Source organism: Roseibium sp. 10G30-5 (assembly GCF_055809635.1).
Map to the genome: position 1 here is coordinate 2,177,627 of NZ_CM147918.1, position 17,656 is coordinate 2,195,282.

The window sequence follows — 17,656 nt, forward strand, 5'->3', positions numbered from 1 at the left end:
ACATGCCCCTTCCTAAATCGGCCGATATGCAATACCCGACAGGAGGAGCATTCGGCTTGAGGGATCAATGAGACTCTTCTTTTCTACCAGATCAAACGTCCAAGTGTGAGACGCTTCGTTAACCTCTCGTTGAAAATCTTGTCCTTTGTGGAAAACACAGGTTGCACCTGCACGAGTGAAGGGTTCCGCAAGGGTTAGAAGTTTATCCAGAGAAGCCAATGCCCGGCCTGAGACTGCATCTATAGGCCCATGGTCCCAAGTCTCGGCCACGGCTTCTATACGCGCTGCATGTACCGTTCCCTTAGCGCCTGTCTCTCGCAGTGCAGCGCGCAGAAAACTTGCTTTGCGTTGATTGCTTTCGATCATGTGAACATGTGCGTCAGGATCGTCGGCCTGCAAGATTGCAGTCACAACCCCGGGAAACCCGGCCCCACTGCCGATATCAACCCAGGTATTTGCCTTTGGAAGCGACCATTTGGTCTGAAGGCTATCCGCAACATGGCGCACCCATATATCCGCCAGGGTAGACGGCGCAATCAAGGTTCTGGACTGGCTGCCACTTCAAAACAAGATCGACATAAATCTGGAGACGTTCGATTGTTTCACGTGAAACATCCCCATACTTATAAACAGCTTGTGCACTGGTTGTGAGTTTTGAATCGGGCTTAGACATCAAGCAGCTCCGCGGCGTGATTGACGTTTGACATGCGACAAAAGCAGCGTCAGTGCGGCGGGAGTCATTCCGTCCATGCGCGACGCTTGCCCAAGAGTTTGAGGCCGAGCGATTTCCAGCTTTTGTTTCACTTCATTGGACAAGCCCGTCACGGTATCGAATCGAAATTGATCTGGAAAGATCAGCGCCTCATCCCGCTTCAAAGCTTCAATATCTGCGCTCTGCCGCTGCAAGTAGACAGCATAGAGAGCATCCGTCGACACCTGCTCCGCAATCGCAGGATCAATTGCAGCGAGTTCCGGCCAGACGCCCTGCAACATCGCATAGGTCATATTGGGATAGGCGAGAAGATCGAATGCGGATCGCCGAATGCCATCCTGGTTCACCGGCAGGCCGTTTTTCAAGGCCTCAGCTGGTGTGATTGTCAGTGACTTCAAAAGATCGCCAACCCGAGCGATTTCCAAAAGCTTCGTTTCGAAAGCGACTCGACGGGTTTCAGAGACACACCCAATCGCTACACCCAAAGGAGTGAGCCGTTGATCGGCGTTATCAGCCCGCAGCGACAAGCGGTATTCAGCTCGGGACGTAAACATGCGATAGGGCTCAGAGATACCGCGTGTGACAAGATCATCTACCATCACGCCGATATAGCCCTGACTGCGGTCCACAACGAAGCTGTCAGCGCCCTTCGACTGCAAGGCTGCATTCAGGCCCGCCAAAAGCCCTTGTGCACCGGCTTCCTCGTAGCCAGTCGTACCATTGATCTGACCGGCAAGATACAGCCCGGAACATCGCTTGGTTTGCGGGTCAACTTCAGCTCGCGAGGATCAACATGATCGTATTCAATCGCATAACCTGGTTGAATGACGCGAACGTTTTCAAGACCGGGGATGGTCCTGAGGAACGCCATCTGCACATCTTCCGGGAGAGATGTTGAAATGCCATTTGGGTAGATTGTATCGTCGTCCAGGCCTTCGGGCTCCAGGAAGATCTGATGGCTATCCTTATCGGAGAACCGGACGACCTTATCCTCGACCGACGGGCAATAGCGCGGACCAACGCCTTTGATGTTGCCCGAATACATGGCCGAGAGATGCAGATTATCACGAATGATCTGGTGCGTTTCCACCGTCGTTCGGGTGATGTGGCACGGCACCTGAGGCACGTCAATCTTGCTGGTCAGTGTCGAAAATGGAACAAGCTCATCATCACCAGGTTGTTCTTCGGTCTTCGACCAATCAATCGTCTTGCCATCAAGACGCGCCGGAGTACCGGTCTTCAACCGCCCCAGCTCGAAGCCGATCTCCTCAAGAGACACCGACAATCCCACAGCCGGGCCTTCACCCTGACGGCCAGCCGGGATACGGCGATCACCAATATGAATCAGACCGCGCAGAAAGGTCCCCGAGGTCAACACGACAGCGGCAGCAGCAATCTCCCGGCCATCCGCAAGGCGCACACCTGTGATGCGGCCTTCCGAAAGAAGGAACCGATCCGCCTCCCCTTCGACAACATCAAGCCCCTCAATCGATGAGATTTCGGCTTGCATTGCTTCCCGGTACAGCTTGCGGTCCGCCTGAGCTCTGAGTCCTCGAACAGCCGGCCCCTTACGCCGGTTGAGCATTCGAAATTGAATGCCAGCCTTATCGGCCACCCGGCCCATCAACCCATCCAACGCATCGATCTCACGCACCAGATGGCCCTTGCCCAACCCTCCAATGGCAGGGTTGCAGGACATCACGCCAATCGTATCGAAGCGATGTGTCACCAGCGCAGTCCTTGCGCCAACACGCGCAGACGCCGCTGCCGCTTCACAGCCGGCATGACCGCCGCCAATGACAATCACATCATAGTCCGAGACCAAGTCGCTCATCTTCATTCTCATCGTGTAAAGATTACGCCCAGCTGTTCAGGGCGTCTGTCTATCCCAAAACAGGGATCCACGCCGGTCTATCAGAAGACCCAAGCGTCGGCTGGTCGTGAGCACTTACTCGGTGACCGCCTTTAAAACTGTGATGATCTTATAGGTTGAAGCTCCGGATCGGTCAAAGAAAACCTTCAGCCGGCCCCTCTCCCAAGAGCCAACAGATCGTAAAGCTTTCGATCTCGCAGCCCTCAGTCTTTCAGAAAATCCCACCGCTTCACGTGAAACAGTTTCGCTTTGGAATCGAGATGGAATCGGAATCTGAAACGGTGCTTATTTTCCTATGCAAAAGTCTCGAAAAATCACATCCAGAAGATCTTCCACATCAATGCGCCCCGTGATGCGCCCCAACGCATTGGCAGCGATGCGCAAGTCTTCAGCCCTCAGTTCGGAAGGCAAATGATCCCCCGTACGTGCGGCGTTCAACGCTTTCAGGCACTCTTCGAGAGCGTAACGATGTCTCGCGCGGGTCGCCAATGGTGCTTCGCCAACGGAAATACTTTCGCTTGCGAAATTGGCCAAAGACGCAATGAGGTCGCCAACCCCATCTGGTCGCTCAACCGATGTTCCCAAACGATGCATGGCCAATACCGAGTGAGGTGAATGGCTCTGCGCCAAATCCTGTTTGGTCTCGACAAGCCACAGCGGCGCGGAGGTCGCGACGTCGCGCAAGAGAGAGGCGGGATCATCCGGCAGCACGCCACCAGGTTCACACGCCCAGACAATCAGGTCCGCGCCCTGCGCCCGCTCGACGGCTCGGCGGATCCCCTCTTTCTCGACCCGACCTTCAGTTTCCCGCAGGCCGGCTGTATCAACCAGTGTCACTGGATAGCCGCCAAGATCCAAATGAACCTCCAACGCGTCGCGCGTCGTCCCCGCTTCCTCTGTGACAATGGCAATGTCCCGCCCGGCAATGGCATTCAACAAACTGGACTTGCCAGCATTAGGCGCCCCCATAAGCACCACCTGCAATCCATTGCGCAGTCGCTCGCCATTCGTCGAGCGTAACAGATGACTTCCGATCTGATCAGCAAGCCTCCCCGCATCTGACCAGACACCCTCGGCGACGCTGCCAGGAACATCATCTTCATCCGCGAAATCAAAATCAGCTTCAATCATCGCCCGCATCTTGATCAACTGATGCCGCCAGTCTTCGTAGAGAGTACCGAGGTCACCCCGCATCTGACGAAAGGCCTGTTTGCGCTGGCCTTCCGTTTCCGCCGCAATCAGATCCGCCAGACCTTCCACCTCAGTCAGATCCATACGACCTGCTTCAAAGGCTCGGCGAGTGAACTCTCCTGCCTCGGCCGGACGCAAGCCTTCCTGTGCAGAGAGTGCGGAAAGTATTGCAGCGACCACCGCACGGCCACCATGACAATGAAATTCCGCGACATCTTCACCCGTGAAGCTATTTGGTCCCTTGAAAAAGAGCACCAGTGCTTCATCCAGTTTGTCTCCCGTAACCGGATCGACCAGTTGCCGCAAAGCCGTTGTCCGAGGTGCTGGCACCGTACCGCAAAAATCGCGCAGAACCTGTTCCACCTGCCGCCCTGAAAGGCGTATGATCGCAACACCAGAGGGCAAAGCCCCACTCGACAAGGCAAAGATGGTAGCTGACATGAAATGGTCCGACTTCTTTTCGTTTCGATCAGGAACCTTGTGCCTGACCGAAGCGTCTTTCTTATGAGATAGCGTTTCGCGGTTGTCTTTTTGCCCGCCACTTCAACAGGAATTGACGTCATATGGCTGAAAACCAGCTCGCCTCCTCGACCAGCCCCTATCTTCTACAACACAAAGACAACCCGGTGCACTGGTATATGTGGGGGGCAGACGCTCTGGAAGCTGCCAAAAAGCAGGACAAGCCGATCCTTTTGTCAATTGGTTACGCTGCTTGTCACTGGTGCCATGTGATGGCCCATGAGAGCTTCGAAAACCCTGAGACGGCTGATGTGATGAACGAGCTGTTCATCAATGTAAAGGTGGATCGGGAAGAACGACCCGACATTGACCTGATTTATATGCGGGCCCTGCATGCGCTTGGACAACAAGGCGGATGGCCTCTGACAATGTTTATCACCCCAGAGGGGCAACCCTTTTGGGGTGGCACCTATTTTCCGCCTGCTGCGCGCTGGGGTCAGCCGTCATTCACTGACGTGCTGCATACGATTTCAGAGACCTATAAAACGGATCGAAGCCGAATCGAAAGCAACACAAAGGGCCTTATGGAAGTGCTTCGTCGGCACACCAGTGCTCAAAGCGACCTCACCGATGATCTGGTTGCTGAAAGCGCCCGGCTGTTGCTCGATCTGTGCGACAAAGAACATGGCGGCATTCAAGGGGCACCCAAGTTCCCCATGGCCTCCGTCCAGGACCTTTTGTGGCGAGCGAGCCACCGCACTGGCAATACCGCCTACGCAGACGCGGTTGAGTTAGCGCTTTCTCGCATCAGCAACGGCGGCATTTATGACCACCTGAAGGGCGGCATCGCTCGCTACTGCGTCGACCATATGTGGCTCGTACCACACTTTGAGAAAATGCTTTACGACAATGCTCAGTACCTTCTGCAAATAGCTCGACTGTGGGTGCAGACAGGCGATGCCCTGTTTCGCAGGCGAATCGACGAGACCATGGACTGGCTTCGCGACGAGATGTTGCAACCTCATGGCGCCTTTGCCTCCAGCATAGACGCCGACAGCGAAGGCGAGGAAGGCCGCTATTACGTCTGGACATCAGAAGAGGTCAAGAAAGTTCTGGGAAAGGAAGATGTGTTGTTCTTCTCGCAGGTCTATGATGTCCACGCCTCGGGAAACTGGGATGGGGTCACCATTTTGAACCGTCTGCATTTTCCCGAGTTGGACGAAAAAGACGAGCAGCGCCTTGAAACTCTCCGTCAGAAACTTCTGGATGCGCGTAAGAAGCGCAAGCGTCCTGCCCTTGATGACAAAATCCTGACGGACTGGAACGGCATGATGATCGCGTCTCTGGCGCGCGCTGGACGGATTGTTTCACGTGAATCTTGTGTCGATATGGCGGAGACCGCCTATCGCTTCTTACGTGAGACCATGATCAAGGACGGACATCCTTGCCACTCCTAGCGAGATGGAAAGCTGCAGCCGGTCGGTTTCCTGTCGGACGCAGCCAGCATGCTTTGCGCGTCATTGGTGTTGTCTGAGGTTATTCCAGAACACTCCGACACATATCTCTCTCATGCCCGCGAATACGCCGAGGTAATGGAAGCTGACTTCGTTCGAGAAGATGGCGCTTATTATCAAACCTCCAGTTCTTCCGAAGAAGAATTGATCGTTCGCCCGTTCTCCACGACAGATGAGGCTATGCCGAGTGGCAATGGTCTTGCCGCAGTCGGGCTCGCCAAGCTTGCGCTGCTTACCGGAGATGAAACATATCGGCAGCGCCTCGATCGACTGTTCGCGGCTTGCAGCTATGATATGAAGAAAAACGTTTTTGCGACTGCATCGCTGATTTCAGCGTTTGACACACATGTGAATGGCCAACTTGCGGTCCTTGTCATTCCGGATGGAACGGATCCGAATCCACTTCTCGAGGCTTTATGCCGATTTTCCGATCCAACCGTCTGTATCCGGCCGGTTCGAGATGGCGACGAAATACTTCCCAAAACGCACCCGGCGTTCGGAAAGAAAGCGCTCAATGGACAACCGACCGTCTATCTCTGCAAGAAAACCACATGTCAGGCACCAGTGACAGACGTTAAGGAACTCGACGGACTCCTTGCGCGCAGTTGTCGATCAGAACCCAACATCGCGTAAAATCAGGTCTGCTCAGCCTGCCGTATCCAAGGCCGCGCGGGATGCTGCCCATTGGGTGCGCGTCAAACGATACAGCTTATGCTTTTGCAGAGGGTGTCTGTCTGGGATTTTGGGAAACAAAAAGTCCCCCTCCTCGTCACGGCTCATACCGAGACGTTGCATGACCTTTTTCGACGGCACATTGGGATAGGCTGTGAAGGCAACAATCTCATCGAGATGCCTCTCTTCATAACCGAACCGAATCCATTCCCGTGCCGCTTCGCTAGCGTAACCCTTACCCCAGAATGCACGACATAAGCGCCAGCCTGTTTCAACACATGGGCCGAAAGGCAATTCGGCATTGTACGACGGCATGTTCAGACCAATGCATCCAGCAAACAGGCCCGTCTCCCGTTCAATCACCGGCTGAAAGCAAAACCCGTCCCGCACTGCCCGTTCCCGACAAGTCTGGACCATTGCTGCACTTTCCTCGAAGCTCAAGCAGGCCGGGTAATAACGCATAACTTCCGGATCTGCGTTCATCGCGGCAAAGGCGGCAATGTCATCCTCTTCCCAGGGGCGCAAGATCAACCGCGAAGTTTCGAGATAGGGAGCAGTGGTCGACATTTTGCTTCGGATCCGAATCGAGGCCTGATTCACGTGAAACAGGGTTTATGAAAAGTTAAGGGCGCTTTGGTTTCCACCAAAACGCCCCTCACGATATCCGACAAACATGAAACCTGAAACCTGATCAGGTGTTCATACTGTCAAAGAATTCTTCGTTCGACTTTGTCTGTTTCAACTTGTCGAGAATAAATTCCACAGCGTCGATCGTCCCCATTGGGTTGAGGATACGGCGCAGAACGAATGTCTTCTTGAGACGCTCTGGCGTTGCCAGCAATTCTTCCTTACGCGTGCCCGACCGCTGAATGTCGATGGCCGGGTAGATGCGCTTGTCAGAGATCTTGCGGTCCAGGATAATTTCGGAGTTCCCCGTTCCCTTGAACTCTTCGAAGATGACTTCGTCCATGCGGCTGCCGGTATCAATCAAGGCAGTTGCGATGATGGTCAAAGACCCGCCTTCTTCGATATTACGAGCTGCACCAAAGAAGCGCTTCGGACGTTGCAGCGCATTGGCATCCACACCACCGGTCAGCACCTTGCCCGAAGACGGCACCACGGTGTTGTAAGCACGACCCAGACGAGTGATTGAATCCAGCAGAATGACAACATCGCGTCCATGCTCGGTCAGGCGTTTTGCCTTTTCGATGACCATCTCGGCAACCTGAACGTGGCGCGAAGCCGGCTCGTCGAACGTGGAGGACACCACTTCGCCGTTCACCGTGCGCTGCATGTCGGTCACTTCTTCCGGACGCTCGTCGATCAAAAGAACGATCAGGTAGCACTCTGGATGGTTGGTCGTGATGGACTGGGCGATGTTTTGCAGAAAGACTGTCTTACCGGTCCGCGGCGGCGCAGTGATCAGCGCACGCTGTCCCTTGCCAAGTGGCGTAACCAGATCGATCAGACGTGAGGACAAATCCTTGCGGGTCGGGTCCTGAATTTCCATCTTGAACCGCTCGTTCGGATAAAGCGGTGTCAAATTATCGAAGTGAACCTTGTGACGGGCCTTGTCGGGATCCTCAAAGTTGATGAGGTTCACCTTGAGCAAGGCAAAATAGCGCTCGCCATCCTTGGGACTGCGAATTTCGCCTTCAACAGTATCGCCTGTGCGAAGCTGGAAGCGGCGAATTTGCGAGGGCGACACGTAAATGTCGTCAGGTCCAGGCAGATAGTTCGCATCAGGAGACCGCAAGAAGCCGAAGCCATCCTGCAACACTTCAACGACGCCCTCACCAATGATCTCCTCATCCCGAGCCGCAAGGCTCTTGAGGATCGCAAACATGAGTTCCTGTTTGCGCATGGTGCTCGCGTTTTCGACCTCGAGCTCTTCAGCAAACTGAAGCAGCTCAGTCGGTGTTTTTTCTTTAAGGTCTTTGAGTTTCATTTCCCGGATCAATTTGGGTTTGGTGATGCTTCAGAATACACTTGGATAGGTCTGCTGATGGGTAAACCTAAGACAGAACAAATCACCAAAAGTTAAGCTGAGATAGTGCCAGAATGTCTAGAGTAAGACTTGGCGGCCGATCTGGACGAGAGAATAATCAATGCTCGGCTCGGTTGTCACAAGGGAACTTATGAAAACCGGATAGATAATGCAAGTGGGCATTTTTCCTAATGAGCAGAAAAGCCGCTCAATAGGGGCGAATATTAAAAAGGTTTAACAATCACAAGTATCACGATGAAGATCATCAACAGCGTCGGAACTTCATTCAGAACACGATAAAACTTTGCACTCTTTTGATTTTCATCTCTGGCAAACCGTTTTACGCATCCGGCCAGATAACCATGCACGCCGGAGAGAATAATCACAAGGGCCAGTTTTGCCTGCAGCCAAGGCATCGCCAAATGCGTTGATCTCATAAGCGGTCCACACTCCGAAGATCCAGGTCGACACCATCGCCGGATTGATGATCGCCTTGAGCAATCGTCGTTCCATGATTTTGAAGGTCTCCGACATCTCAGAGCCTGTCTCGACATTGGCATGGTACACAAACAAACGCGGCAGATACAGCATTCCGGCCATCCAGGCGATGACCGAAATGACATGCAGGGCTTTCACCCAGGAATAGATATCCATGGATCAGCCTCGTTTTACACGCTCGATCATTTGCGCAACATGGTCCGGATTGGCATCCGGTGTCACACCATGACCGAGATTGAAAATCAGTGGGCCTTGATCGAAGGTTTGCAGAATATGATCAATCCCTTCATCCAAGGCCCTGCCGCCAGCAACAAGCCGCATCGGATCAAGATTGCCTTGCACCGTGTGGTTTTCTTGAACTGTCCGGACAATCTCATCCGGCGCACTCCAATCAAATCCAATTGCATTCACCCCAGTCTGCGCGATGAACCGCTGCGCCCGCGCCGAAGAGGCTTTCGGAAATCCGATGATCTTGGCATCCGGGTAAACCGCCCGGACCCCTTCGATAATCTTGCGCGTTGGCGCAATACACCAACGGTCAAAACCTGCTTCATCAAGAACGCCGGCCCAAGTGTCGAAAATCTGGATGGCATCGGCACCCGCATCAAGCTGACGGATGAGATAGCGGATCGATGCAGTAACGAGTTGATCAACAAACCTTTGCATCAGATCAGGCTCGCGATAGGCGCCCAGACGCGCTGCAATCTGATCTTGCGTGGTGTGACCAGCAACGGAATAGCACGCAACAGTCCAGGGAGCTCCGCAGAAGCCCAGCAAGGTGGTTTCATCAGGGAGTTTAGCTCGAAGTCGTGAAACCGTCTCCATGACCGGTTTAAGATGATCCTCGGCTCGGTCTTGTTCCAGTCGATCGACAAGATCCGCTGACAGAGGTTCCAGAACCGGTCCCTTGCCTTCAACGAACTTGACCGGATAGCCGATAGCATCTGGCACGACGAAGATGTCCGAAAACAGAATGCTTGCATCAAAGCCAAATCGACGGATTGGCTGGAGAGTGACTTCTGTTGTCAGATCCGGGTCATAACAAAACGATAGGAAGTCTGGAGCCGTTTTGCGGATCTCTCGATACTCGGGGAGGTAGCGACCGGCCTGACGCATCATCCAGATGGGGGAGGCCAGAGTTTTTCTCCTGCGAGAACTCGCATCACGGCACGCTCTTCGGATCTCATCAGGCAGAGCCCCTTTCACACATTCCCAATAAATAAGATTCTTAATTTTGAATCTGTTTTTTATATTAGTGAGTGGATTACCGGGATCCTTCTAGATCCACAATCACTCACATGCACAGTCGTGGTGGGAGAAATTGACGCAGGTTCTGGACAAGTTATCCTCCACAGGAGTCAATAAGTCAGAAATCTTTTATGAAACAAGACATTAAAGGAATGTTTACACTTTATTAACTAATTTGGCGAGCGTGGAAAACCTGTCCATGATCTTGCCTAACATGTTAATCCACATGGTTGCGGACTCGTTTCGGGGGAGTCGTTTAACAACTCGGCGCTGTTCATAAAATCATGTCAGCGGGTATAATTTCCACGCATCCGGTGGCCCACCCCCAAGTGTTAAGAAAACATCAACATGGCTGGGGATGACAGAGGGCATAAACACATTAAACAACTGAATTTATTGATCATTGTCAAAATTTACGAGACAATTTCGATGATTTTTGACCAAACCTCACGGGGCTGAAATATTCAGCATTGTCGAGAGTGACAGGGCTTCGCTTCTTATTTGCTGGCCCTTGGTTCAAATGCCTGTTGAACGCCGCTGTCTCGCCCGTTATCGAATGCGGCAAGATCGACATTCAGAACAACACTGCAGTTAACCCGCCTTGGACCGGATTGTTCCTAAAGTTCGAGATTGTCCGCAAAAAGGAGACCTCATGTCCTTGGTTCTAGCCAGTGGCAGCCGTATTCGCCGAACACTTCTCGAGAACGCGGGTGTTGAAATCTTGGTTTGCCCCTCGACCCTTGATGAACGATTGGTCGAAGCACCTTTATTGCAACAGGGAATTGCGCCCGACAAGCTTGCCCGGGTTTTGGCAGAAGCTAAGGCCAATGATGTCAGTGCCGCGCGACCGGATGATTATGTCATTGGAACCGATCAGATTTTGGCATTTGAGGGCAAGCGCTATACAAAGCCGGAAACTCTTGAAGACGCGCGCAATCAGCTTTTGTCTTTTGCAGGCAAAACACATGAATTGCTTTCAGCGGTCGCCATTTCACGTGGGGGCAGCATTAAATGGCACCATGTGTCGGCGGCGCGTCTGACAATGCGGGCGTTTTCTGCTGATTTCATAGATAGTTATCTTGCACAGACGGGTGACGATATTCTGCAAAGTGTTGGTGGCTATCAACTGGAGGGCGCTGGCATCCAACTGTTCGAAAAGGTCGAAGGTGATTATTTCACCGTTTTGGGTTTGCCGCTTCTACCGCTTTTGCAACACCTTCGTGAGCTTGGGATACTTGATCAATGACAGCCCCTAAACAAATCGCAATCACTGGGTGGCCGGTGACCCATTCTCGTTCGCCGGTCGTGCATGGCTACTGGCTGAAGAAATACGGCATCGATGGGTCTTATGGGCGTTGTGGTGTTGAGCCAGACAAAGCCCAGGATTTTTTCGACAACTTCGCCAGGTCAGGTCTTTCGGGGGCGAATGTCACTGCCCCGCACAAACAGACAGCCGCTCAGGCTTGTGTGTGGCTGGATGATGCTGCGAAGGCAATGATGGCGGCAAACACCCTGTGGCTCGATGACAAGGGGCAGCTTTGCGGTGCCAATACCGATGGTCTCGGCTTTCTGGGCAATCTGGATCAACTCGCGCCCGGATGGGACGAGAGACAAGAAAACGCTGTCGTTCTGGGCGCAGGAGGGGCCTCTCGGGCCATCGTTCACTCATTACGTGCGCGTGGGTTCAAGACTGTGCATATCGTCAATCGGACTGTCGAAAAAGCGCAAGCCATTGTCGATGATTTCGGGACAGGAATTATTGCTCATCCGTGGGATAAGCTGGAGGAATTTCTGGGGACAGCCGATCTTCTGGTCAATTCCACATCCTTGGGTATGACGGGCAAGGATGCTTTGAAAATCGACCTGTCGCCCCTTCCCGATCATGCTGTTGTGACAGATGCTGTTTATGCGCCGCTCAAGACCGAATTGTTGAAACAGGCAGATGAGTGTGGTCACCGCACCGTCGATGGTTTGGGCATGTTGTTGCATCAGGCGGTGTTCGGGTTTGAGCGCTGGTTTGGTGTTCGCCCCGAGGTTGACGAAGACTTGCGCGTCTTTGTGCTGGCAGACATGGCCAAAAACGCATGATCAAACTTGGCCTGACAGGCTCCATTGGCATGGGAAAGTCCACCACGGCGAAGCTTTTTGCCGCGCAAGGTATTCCTTGTCATGACGCCGATGCAGTGGTTCACGCCTTGTATCAGGGGAAGGCTGTTTCTGAGATTGCCAAGGTTTTTCCCGAGGCTGTTGTCAGCGCTCAGGTGGATCGCAAGGTTCTGTCGACACTGGTCGTTGGAAAACCGGAGGCAATGCGCCAGCTTGAAGACATCGTGCACCCGTTGGTGCAGCAGGAAGAGCAGGCATTCTTGAGGCAGGCGCAGGAGAGCGGACATCGCGTTGTTCTGCTGGATATTCCCTTGTTGTTTGAGAGTGGTGCCGATGCACGTGTCGATGTCTGCGTTGTGGTTTCGGCCTCATCAGAAACCCAGAAACAGCGCGTCCTGAAAAGAGATGGGATGACACAAGAGCGTTTGGATCACATTCTGGCGCGTCAGATGCCAGATCAGCAAAAACGCCGGCTGGCGCATTTCATCATTGAGACCGGCCGTGGTATTGAGGCCGCGACCCGGTCGGTTGACGCCCTGCTCAGGGCAATTGCCCCGATCCAGAAGTAAGCTTGTCCTTCGCCACACCGTGGAAAGCGCTGGTTGCGGTCTTGGCCAAGACGGTGTTGCAAGGCAAACTGAAGCCAATTGGGCCAATGTCATTCAAGGACCTGAAACAGTATGCGTGAGATCTCCTTCGATACGGAAACAACCGGACTGAACCCGCGTACGGGTGACCGGCTTGTTGAAATTGGCGGCGTAGAGCTGATCAATCATGTGGCGACGGGCAACACCTATCACGTCTATATCAACCCAGAACGGGACATGCCTGAAGAGGCGTTTCGTGTTCATGGTCTGTCGGAAGAATTTCTCAGAGACAAGCCGAAGTTTGCCGAGGTCGCTCAGGAGTTTCTGGATTTCGTAGGTGATGCCACGCTTGTCATTCACAACGCGCCCTTCGATATGGGCTTTATCAACACCGAGTTGAAAAAGGTCGGGCTTCCGACAATTCCGAACACGCAGGTTATCGATACCTTGCAGATCGCGCGGCGCAAGCATCCGACTGGGGCTGCCTCTCTTGATGCGCTATGCTCGCGTTATGGCATCGACAATTCACGCCGGACGATGCACGGCGCATTGCTTGATGCTGAATTGCTGGCTGAAGTGTATCTGGAGCTTATCGGCGGCAAGCAGACGGCACTTAGTCTTTATGCCCGGGGGGAAGAAGCCGACGACAGCGACGACAAGGATTGGGATCCGGATGCAGGGCTTGGGCCGTTCAATGCCCGCAGTCGTCCAGAGCCATTGCAGCGCCCGTTCCAAAGAGCGGAATACGAAGCGCATCTGGCTTTTCTGGATGGGCTGGGTGATAAGGCGCTTTGGAAAAAATACGAATAGGCAATGCTTTATCGGTCCACACCCGAAGCCACCTAATCGGTCAAAGGCAGCACGCGATCTGGTGGGCGGTGACCATCCATGAAGGCGCGGATATTGATCAGCACCTTTTCTCCCATCTCGATGCGGCCTTCGATCGTTGCTGACCCCATATGCGGCAGCAGCACAACGTTGGGATGTCCTGACAGCCGAGGATCGACAGCAGGTTCGTGCTGAAAAACGTCGAGAGCGGCCCCTGCGAGCTTGCCGGTTTCCAGCAAGTCGATCAAAGCACTTTCATCAATGATTTCACCGCGCGCTGTGTTGACGAGATAGGCATCTGGTTTCATCAGCTTGAGACGACGGGCGGACAAGAGATGATAGGTTGCCGGCGTATAGGGACAATGCACGGAAACGACATCCATGCGCGCCAGCATCTGGTCGAGGCTGTCCCAATAGGTTGCCTCCAGCTTGTCTTCCATTTCCCCGGAAACAGGGCGACGACTATGATAATGGATCGACATGCCAAAGGCCTTTGCGCGTCGCGCAACAGCCTGCCCGATGCGGCCCATGCCGACAATGCCCAGTCGTTTGCCCCAGATCCGGTGTCCAAGCATCCAGGTTGGTGACCAACCTGTCCAGGAGCCATCTTCCAGCGCCTTGATGCCAGCAGTCAGCCTGCGAGGGACGGCAAGCATCAACGCCATCGTCATGTCGGCAGTGTCTTCGGTCAGAACGCCTGGTGTATTGGTGACGATGATGCCCTTCTCACGGGCAGCGACAAGATCAATGTTATCGACACCATTGCCGAAGTTGGCGATGAGCTTCAGATCGGGTCCAGCCTGAGAGATGACGGCGCGATCTATCCGGTCTGTGACGGCAGGGACAAGAACATCTGCCGATTTCACGGCCGAAACCAGTTCGGCCTGGGTAAAGGCTTCGTCAACTTCGTTCAGACGCGCATCAAACAATTCGCGCATCCGTGTTTCTACAACATCGGGCAGCTTTCTCGTAAGAACGACCAGTGGCCTTTTTTTTGCCATTCCTGTTGCCTTTTGATTGTTCGAAGCATTTCCAGACGGGTTGAGTGTCGGCGTCCTGAGTGTCGGTGGCGATCCCCAGCCCTTTCAATATCTCAACCTTGAAGTCATGCACAAGAGGCTGTGGAGGAACTGCTTTGGTTGGAGATTGATTGGCGAAGTCTGGCCTTTATTGTCCATCTTCGCTAGAGCATTGAAAGAAAATGGCGGTTGAAGCCGGTCGGCAGGGAGTTTGAATGGCTTTTCTTTCCAAGAAATTGATGCGCGGTGTTTTGGCGGCAGTCGCGGCATTGGTCCTGTGCTTGTCGGTGCAACAGGGTTTTGCCCAGACCAGTAATGTTGGCCCCAGCGGGCTGCCGTTGCCACGCTTTGTCAGTTTGAAGTCGGATCGCGTCAATGTTCGTATTGGCCCATCGCGCGATTATGATGTGTCCTGGACGTATGTCAAAGCAGGTCTTCCTGTTGAAATTATTCAGGAATATGTAAATTGGCGTCGTATTCGTGATTGGCAGGGCAAGGAAGGCTGGGTGTTTCACACGCTGTTGTCGAGCCGCAGAACCGGCCTTAGTCACCCCATGGGAAGACACGATAACGCCGATGCGTGCGTCAGCCAGTTCCACTGCGACGGTGGTCGCAAAGCTGAAGAAAGATGTTCTTCTGGATGTCGACAGTTGCGATGGCTCGTGGTGCCGCGCCCACAACAAGCAATGCGAAGGCTATATTCTGCAGAGCCGCTTGTTTGGTATCTACTCGGACGAAAAAATCAGCGAATAGAACTCGTTGAGATTTGGCAATTGCAGATATGAAAAAAGGGGAGCCAGTTGGCCCCCCTTTGTCGTTTCAGATCGAAATCACCTGATCCCTCAGGACTTGGCTTCCTCTTCGACCTTCAATTCGGTCAGGCTCGGCATGGCCATGATGTTATAGCCGCTGTCGACGTAATGGACTTCGCCGGTCACGCCACTGGACAGATCGGAGAGTAGATAAACGCCCGTGCCGCCGAGATCATCGAGTGTAACGGTCCGACGCAGCGGAGAATTGCGTTTCTGGTAGGAAAACATCAGACGTGCATCCGATACGCCAGAGCCTGCCAGTGTGCGAACCGGTCCAGCCGACAAGGCGTTGATGCGGATGTTCTGTTCGCCGTAGTCAGCAGCCAGATAGCGCACGGAGGATTCCAGCGCTGCTTTGGCCACGCCCATGACGTTGTAGTTCGGCATCACCTTGTTGGATCCACCATAAGTCAGTGTCAGGATAGACCCGCCGTCGCTCATCAACGGTGCCGCCCGCTTGACGATTTCGGTGAAAGAGAAGCAGGATATGACCATTGTGCGGGAAAAATTCTCGCGTGATGTGTCAGCGTATTTGCCGCGCAATTCAGACTTGTCGGAAAACGCGATAGCGTGAACGACGAAGTCAATGCTGCCCCACTCTTCCTTGAGACGATCGAAAACGGCATCGACGGTTGTCGTGTCTTCCACATCGCACGGCATGAGAAGAGAAGAGCCCACGCTTTCGGCCAAAGGCTTGATACGACGGCCGAAAGCGTCACCCTGATATGTAAACGCCAGCTCGGCACCTTGTTTGTGCAAAGCCTGAGCGATCCCCCAAGCGATGGAGTGATCGTTCGCGACGCCCATGATCAGGCCACGCTTTCCCTTCATAAAATCGGACATTCTAAGTTCTTCCTCAGCCGTGATAACGCGACAGCGCCAGCGTTGCGTTTGTGCCCCCGAAGCCGAAACTGTTGGACAAGACCGTATCCAGGCCTGCGTTGTCCACGCGCTTCAGTGCGATCTCGCTCTCGTTGAGCTTGGGGTCCAGTTCAGTGATGTTTGCAGATGCAGTGATGAAATCGTTCTGGAGCATCAGCAGACAGTAGATGGCTTCCTGAACCCCGGTCGCGCCAAGGCTGTGACCGGTGAGGGATTTGGTCGATGACACGGGCGGCTGGTTGCCTTCGGTAAAGATGCGACGGATCGCTTCGATTTCGCCGATGTCGCCAACCGGGGTCGATGTCCCGTGGGTATTGATATAGTCGATCTTGCGGTCGCCGAGTGTCTGCATGGCGAGACGCATGCACCGTTCGCCACCTTCACCGGAGGGAGCGACCATGTCATAGCCATCTGAATTTGCAGCATAGCCGGTGACTTCCGCCAGAATGTTGGCACCGCGTGCCTTGGCATGTTCCAGCTCTTCCAGAACCACAACACCACCACCACCAGCAATGACGAAGCCATCACGGGTCGCATCATAGGCTCGCGACGCGGTCTGAGGTGTGTCGTTGTACTTGGAGGACATGGCGCCCATGGCATCGAACAGACAGGACAAGGTCCAGTCGAGTTCTTCACCGCCACCTGCAAACATCACATCCTGTTTGCCGAATTGAATCTGTTCGACGGCATTGCCGATGCAGTGAGCCGAGGTCGAACAGGCCGAGGTGATGGAATAGTTGATGCCTTTGATCTTGAAGGGGGTCGCAAGGCAGGCCGAGTTGGTAGAGCTCATGCCGCGTGTCACCATGAAAGGTCCCATACGCTTGGGCGCGCCCTTTTCGATGACGATCTTGTGCGCCTGGAACAGGTTCTTGGTGGATGGACCACCCGACCCCATGATCAGACCGGTGCGCTCATTGGAAACGTCGCTCTCTTCCAGGCTCGCTGTGTTCAATGGCCTGTTGCATGGCGATGTAGTTATAGGCTGCGCCATCACCCATGAAGCGGAGTTGACGCTTGTCGACGTATTCGCTGACATCAAGGTTTGGCATGCCATGGATCTGGCTGCGGAACCCGTGTTCAGCATAATCGGGAGCAAAACTGATCCCGGACTTTCCTTCACGAAGACTTTCGAGAACCTCTTGAGTGTTGTTGCCGATAGAGGAAACAATACCCATTCCGGTGATAACCACCCGCCTCATCGCGGTCTCCTATTCGTTCAAAATCGGTCTGTGCTGCCGGTTTGGCGCACGGGCGACTTGTGAAAT

Annotated in this window: 13 protein-coding genes and 4 pseudogenes; 7 read left to right on the forward strand and 10 right to left on the reverse strand. The window is 53.8% G+C overall.

The annotated features are described in order from the left end of the window. Positions 1 to 12: 12 nt before the first annotated feature. The 3 genes and pseudogenes from AC0L7U_RS11085 to mnmE form a co-directional block, all read right to left on the reverse strand. Positions 13 to 507 (reverse strand): 16S rRNA (guanine(527)-N(7))-methyltransferase RsmG, encoded by a 495-nt coding sequence (locus AC0L7U_RS11085; protein WP_473690701.1) that lies wholly within the window; start codon positions 505 to 507, stop codon positions 13 to 15. 165 nt (positions 508 to 672) lie between these two features. Further along, positions 673 to 2,546: pseudogene (gene mnmG, locus AC0L7U_RS11090) on the reverse strand (tRNA uridine-5-carboxymethylaminomethyl(34) synthesis enzyme MnmG). 324 nt (positions 2,547 to 2,870) lie between these two features. Then, a complete protein-coding gene (gene mnmE, locus AC0L7U_RS11095; RefSeq protein ID WP_473690703.1) occupies positions 2,871 to 4,217 on the reverse strand; it encodes a tRNA uridine-5-carboxymethylaminomethyl(34) synthesis GTPase MnmE in 1,347 nt (448 codons plus the stop codon). A gap of 122 nt (positions 4,218 to 4,339) precedes the next feature. Here mnmE and AC0L7U_RS11100 point away from each other — a divergent pair, with 122 nt between their 5' ends. Both AC0L7U_RS11100 and AC0L7U_RS11105 read left to right on the forward strand, forming a co-directional pair. After that, entirely contained in the window at positions 4,340 to 5,692 is a 1,353-nt protein-coding gene (locus AC0L7U_RS11100; protein WP_473690705.1) for a thioredoxin domain-containing protein, read from the forward strand. Positions 5,693 to 5,740: 48 nt separating this feature from the next. Next, positions 5,741 to 6,382 carry a hypothetical protein gene (locus AC0L7U_RS11105; RefSeq protein ID WP_473690706.1) on the forward strand — a complete coding sequence of 214 codons (642 nt, stop codon included), beginning with the start codon at positions 5,741 to 5,743 and terminating at the stop codon, positions 6,380 to 6,382. A 12-nt stretch (positions 6,383 to 6,394) separates the two neighbouring features. On the opposite strand, the gene AC0L7U_RS11110 is transcribed toward AC0L7U_RS11105, so the two are convergent. The 4 genes and pseudogenes from AC0L7U_RS11110 to hemE form a co-directional block, all read right to left on the reverse strand. Further along, positions 6,395 to 6,988 (reverse strand): GNAT family N-acetyltransferase, encoded by a 594-nt coding sequence (locus tag AC0L7U_RS11110; RefSeq protein ID WP_473690708.1) that lies wholly within the window; start codon positions 6,986 to 6,988, stop codon positions 6,395 to 6,397. Positions 6,989 to 7,112: 124 nt separating this feature from the next. Beyond that, positions 7,113 to 8,369: a transcription termination factor Rho gene (rho, locus tag AC0L7U_RS11115; protein WP_473690710.1), complete on the reverse strand. Its 1,257-nt coding sequence runs from the start codon at positions 8,367 to 8,369 to the stop codon at positions 7,113 to 7,115. Between the two features lie 263 nt (positions 8,370 to 8,632). After that, positions 8,633 to 9,062 (reverse strand): annotated as a pseudogene (hemJ, locus tag AC0L7U_RS11120) (protoporphyrinogen oxidase HemJ). A 3-nt stretch (positions 9,063 to 9,065) separates the two neighbouring features. Continuing rightward, positions 9,066 to 10,025, reverse strand: coding sequence for a uroporphyrinogen decarboxylase (gene hemE / locus AC0L7U_RS11125; RefSeq protein ID WP_473690712.1), 960 nt, complete (start codon positions 10,023 to 10,025; stop codon positions 9,066 to 9,068). A 781-nt stretch (positions 10,026 to 10,806) separates the two neighbouring features. Between hemE and AC0L7U_RS11130 the strand changes: the two genes are divergently transcribed. The 4 genes from AC0L7U_RS11130 to dnaQ all read left to right on the forward strand — a co-directional run bounded on the left by AC0L7U_RS11130 (position 10,807) and on the right by dnaQ (position 13,657). After that, on the forward strand, positions 10,807 to 11,400 hold the full coding sequence (locus AC0L7U_RS11130) for a Maf family nucleotide pyrophosphatase (RefSeq protein WP_473695771.1): 594 nt from the start codon (positions 10,807 to 10,809) through the stop codon (positions 11,398 to 11,400). After that, positions 11,397 to 12,242, forward strand: coding sequence for a shikimate dehydrogenase (locus tag AC0L7U_RS11135; RefSeq protein WP_473690714.1), 846 nt, complete (start codon positions 11,397 to 11,399; stop codon positions 12,240 to 12,242). The genes AC0L7U_RS11130 and AC0L7U_RS11135 overlap by 4 nt, the downstream gene beginning before the upstream one ends. Further along, positions 12,239 to 12,829: a dephospho-CoA kinase gene (coaE, locus tag AC0L7U_RS11140; protein ID WP_473690716.1), complete on the forward strand. Its 591-nt coding sequence runs from the start codon at positions 12,239 to 12,241 to the stop codon at positions 12,827 to 12,829. The genes AC0L7U_RS11135 and coaE overlap by 4 nt, the downstream gene beginning before the upstream one ends. Positions 12,830 to 12,940: 111 nt before the next feature. Next, positions 12,941 to 13,657, forward strand: coding sequence for a DNA polymerase III subunit epsilon (gene dnaQ / locus AC0L7U_RS11145; RefSeq protein ID WP_473690718.1), 717 nt, complete (start codon positions 12,941 to 12,943; stop codon positions 13,655 to 13,657). A 32-nt stretch (positions 13,658 to 13,689) separates the two neighbouring features. Here the strand turns inward: dnaQ and AC0L7U_RS11150 are convergent, their stop codons facing one another. Further along, positions 13,690 to 14,676 (reverse strand): 2-hydroxyacid dehydrogenase, encoded by a 987-nt coding sequence (locus AC0L7U_RS11150; RefSeq protein WP_473690720.1) that lies wholly within the window; start codon positions 14,674 to 14,676, stop codon positions 13,690 to 13,692. A 233-nt stretch (positions 14,677 to 14,909) separates the two neighbouring features. On the opposite strand from AC0L7U_RS11150, the pseudogene AC0L7U_RS11155 reads away from it, so the two are divergent. Then, positions 14,910 to 15,447: pseudogene (locus tag AC0L7U_RS11155) on the forward strand (SH3 domain-containing protein). A gap of 89 nt (positions 15,448 to 15,536) precedes the next feature. Here AC0L7U_RS11155 and fabI read toward each other — a convergent pair. Together fabI and fabB are read right to left on the reverse strand one after the other, a co-directional pair. Beyond that, positions 15,537 to 16,349: an enoyl-ACP reductase FabI gene (gene fabI / locus AC0L7U_RS11160; protein ID WP_473690722.1), complete on the reverse strand. Its 813-nt coding sequence runs from the start codon at positions 16,347 to 16,349 to the stop codon at positions 15,537 to 15,539. 13 nt (positions 16,350 to 16,362) lie between these two features. Further along, positions 16,363 to 17,590, reverse strand: a pseudogene (fabB, locus tag AC0L7U_RS11165) (beta-ketoacyl-ACP synthase I). Positions 17,591 to 17,656 lie beyond the last annotated feature (66 nt).

Bases quoted from the DNA above. Each gene is read 5' to 3' on its own strand.
- fabI (WP_473690722.1), bottom strand. From the start codon at position 16,349: ATGTCCGATTTTATGAAGGGAAAGCGTGGCCTGATCATGGGCGTCGCG.
- AC0L7U_RS11110 (WP_473690708.1), bottom strand. From the start codon at position 6,988: ATGTCGACCACTGCTCCCTATCTCGAAACTTCGCGGTTGATCTTGCGC.
- coaE (WP_473690716.1), top strand. From the start codon at position 12,239: ATGATCAAACTTGGCCTGACAGGCTCCATTGGCATGGGAAAGTCCACC.
- AC0L7U_RS11105 (WP_473690706.1), top strand. From the start codon at position 5,741: ATGCTTTGCGCGTCATTGGTGTTGTCTGAGGTTATTCCAGAACACTCC.
- dnaQ (WP_473690718.1), top strand. From the start codon at position 12,941: ATGCGTGAGATCTCCTTCGATACGGAAACAACCGGACTGAACCCGCGT.
- AC0L7U_RS11150 (WP_473690720.1), bottom strand. From the start codon at position 14,676: ATGGCAAAAAAAAGGCCACTGGTCGTTCTTACGAGAAAGCTGCCCGAT.
- AC0L7U_RS11130 (WP_473695771.1), top strand. From the start codon at position 10,807: ATGTCCTTGGTTCTAGCCAGTGGCAGCCGTATTCGCCGAACACTTCTC.
- AC0L7U_RS11100 (WP_473690705.1), top strand. From the start codon at position 4,340: ATGGCTGAAAACCAGCTCGCCTCCTCGACCAGCCCCTATCTTCTACAA.
- hemE (WP_473690712.1), bottom strand. From the start codon at position 10,025: ATGATGCGTCAGGCCGGTCGCTACCTCCCCGAGTATCGAGAGATCCGC.
- mnmE (WP_473690703.1), bottom strand. From the start codon at position 4,217: ATGTCAGCTACCATCTTTGCCTTGTCGAGTGGGGCTTTGCCCTCTGGT.
- rho (WP_473690710.1), bottom strand. From the start codon at position 8,369: ATGAAACTCAAAGACCTTAAAGAAAAAACACCGACTGAGCTGCTTCAG.
- AC0L7U_RS11135 (WP_473690714.1), top strand. From the start codon at position 11,397: ATGACAGCCCCTAAACAAATCGCAATCACTGGGTGGCCGGTGACCCAT.